Below are 2,209 nucleotides of genomic sequence, written 5' to 3'. Positions count from 1 at the left end.
ATAAATCTCAAATTGCCTACATTCCAGAACAACCAGTTTTGTACGACGAATTAACACTTCGTGAGCACCTCGCATTAACGATTGATGTATATGGATTAAATGAAGAAACTGCTTGGCAACGTGCAACAAGTCTCTTGCACACGTTCCGCCTGGATAACAAGCTGGACTGGTTTCCAACCCATTTCTCGAAGGGTATGCGACAAAAAGTAATGATTGTCATGGCTTTTATCACGGATGCCCCATTTTTTATTATTGACGAACCATTTCTGGGGCTTGATGTGATTGCCGTTAACGATTTGTTGACCCTAATTGACGCGCGCAAAGCGACCGGTACGAGCTTCTTGCTAACAACGCACGTGTTAACGACCATTGAAAACCACGCTGATCAATTCATTTATTTGCGTGATGGGCAGGTTGCCGCGCAGGGAGCCGCGCAAGACTTCGCAACATTAGTGCCGGATATGCAACCCAACGAGGTAAACTGATGGATAAGCGGCACTTATTTCAACAACGATGGACACAACAATGGCGTCTCTTCAGTAAGTACTTACGATACGTGTTTAACGACCACGCTGTCTTGGCGTTATTTTTCTTATTAGGTGCAGCTGGCCTTGCATACCGCAACCTTTGGCAACATGCGCCGATTACGCTGGGAACAAAAGCCTTGCTGTTAATTATCCTAGTCATCACTTTGGTCATCTTCAAAACACCGGCTAATTTTTTAAAACCGGCTGATCCTGTGTTCTTAATGGGTGATGAAACCGCGTTGCGACGTTTGTTCAGAACAGCTACGCTATACAGTGCAGTCATTAACGGTGTGATGCAATTTATCATGACACTTCTTTTGTGGCCGATGATGTTTCGCCTGCTGACGCCGTACTTGAGTGTGGTCATTTTAGTAACACTTGTCCTGGTGATAACTAAAATCATCCTGACAATCACCGCAGCTAAACGTATCGCAATGTATCGACAAGCCGAAGCAGGTGACATGATTGATTGGCGTGCATTAATTGCGAATGAGGAAAAAAGGCAGAATAGCATCCTAGCTTTTTTCAACTTATTTATTGATGTACCCGGTCAGCGACCAAGTATCAAGCGACATCGTTGGGCGGATCGATTCATTCACAATTGGCCTGGTCATCGACAGAATCCACTCGTTAAACTAATGGTGACAACTTTCGTTCGGCAGAGCCAATTTGCAGGGGTCTGGGTGCGCTTAACTGCCATCGGTATCGTAGCCGGTCTGGTTACGACAGGGTGGCTACAAACAGCTCTCTACGCGATTTTAATGTACTTGATTGTGTTGCAGGTATTACCTTTAGTCGCGAGCCATCAACAACTCGTTTTTGACCATTTATTCCCTGTTACAATTGGCCAACGTCAGCAAGCGTTCCGCTTTGCCATAACACCTTGGTTAGTCTTAACCATTATGATTTGGTCGCTGGTGGGATTCGCAACGACGCCTTCTGTCACACTTCTATTACAAAATGTCATAGGACTTGTCGTAGTAGGCGGTATTTTGGTATTCTGGTATACGAATCGCAGAATTGCAAACACGTTTAGAAGGAGAAATTCACGTGCGTTTACGAAATAAAAAGTGGACAAGCCCTTGGTTGGCAGAACACACGGACTTAGTTATTACTCAGGACCGTGCAACCGGCCTACAAGGCAACTGGCAAAGCATCTTCGAAAAGGTGCAACCATTGCACGTCGAGATTGGGACTGGTAAGGGACAATTTATTATTGGCATGGCCAAGAAATACCCTGAAATTAACTTTATCGGCATGGAGATTCAAGAGGGGGCGGTTGCAGTCGCCGCACGTAAGGCCGATGAAGACCCAGCTGACTTACCTAATTTGAAATTCATTTATGGTGATGGTGCTGGCGTTGAGACGTACTTTACAAAGGGTGAAGTATCTAAACTCTTCTTGAACTTTTCTGATCCATGGCCAAAGAGTCGTCACGAGACACGTCGTTTGACGTACAAGTCATTTTTGGCCGGTTACCAAGCGGTATTGCCAGCGGGTGGAGAACTAGAGTTTAAAACCGACAACCGTGGCCTGTTTGAGTATTCATTGTATTCATTCGCTGACTACGGCATGGTCTTCTACAAGGACGGCATTTCACTGAACTTGCACGAGGACGAGGAAAAAATGCAGGATAACGTTGAGACAGAGTACGAGCAAAAGTTCGCTTCTCAAGGATTCCC

Annotated in this window: 3 protein-coding genes; all 3 read left to right on the top strand. The window is 45.4% G+C overall.

Going from position 1 to position 2,209, the window contains the following annotated elements; translation table 11 throughout:
• Positions 1–485 (top strand): ATP-binding cassette domain-containing protein (locus tag WEIDD23_RS01575; RefSeq protein ID WP_062358698.1); only part of this gene is annotated, 485 nt, incomplete at its 5' end.
• Positions 485–1,594, top strand: coding sequence for an ABC transporter permease (locus tag WEIDD23_RS01570; protein ID WP_010374873.1), 1,110 nt, complete (start codon positions 485–487; stop codon positions 1,592–1,594). The genes WEIDD23_RS01575 and WEIDD23_RS01570, both read left to right, overlap by 1 nt.
• The coding region (gene trmB, locus WEIDD23_RS01565) for a tRNA (guanosine(46)-N7)-methyltransferase TrmB (protein ID WP_062358732.1) at positions 1,578–2,209 on the top strand (632 nt) is incomplete at its 3' end. The genes WEIDD23_RS01570 and trmB, both read left to right, overlap by 17 nt.

It is taken from the genome of Weissella sp. DD23 (assembly GCF_001579105.1).
Classification (GTDB): Bacteria; Bacillota; Bacilli; order Lactobacillales; family Lactobacillaceae; genus Weissella; species Weissella cibaria.
This window is presented reverse-complemented; position numbering and strand designations above follow the sequence as displayed.

Coding starts and splice junctions, on each gene's coding strand:
- WEIDD23_RS01570 (WP_010374873.1), top strand. CDS start 485: ATGGATAAGCGGCACTTATTTCAACAACGATGGACACAACAATGGCGT.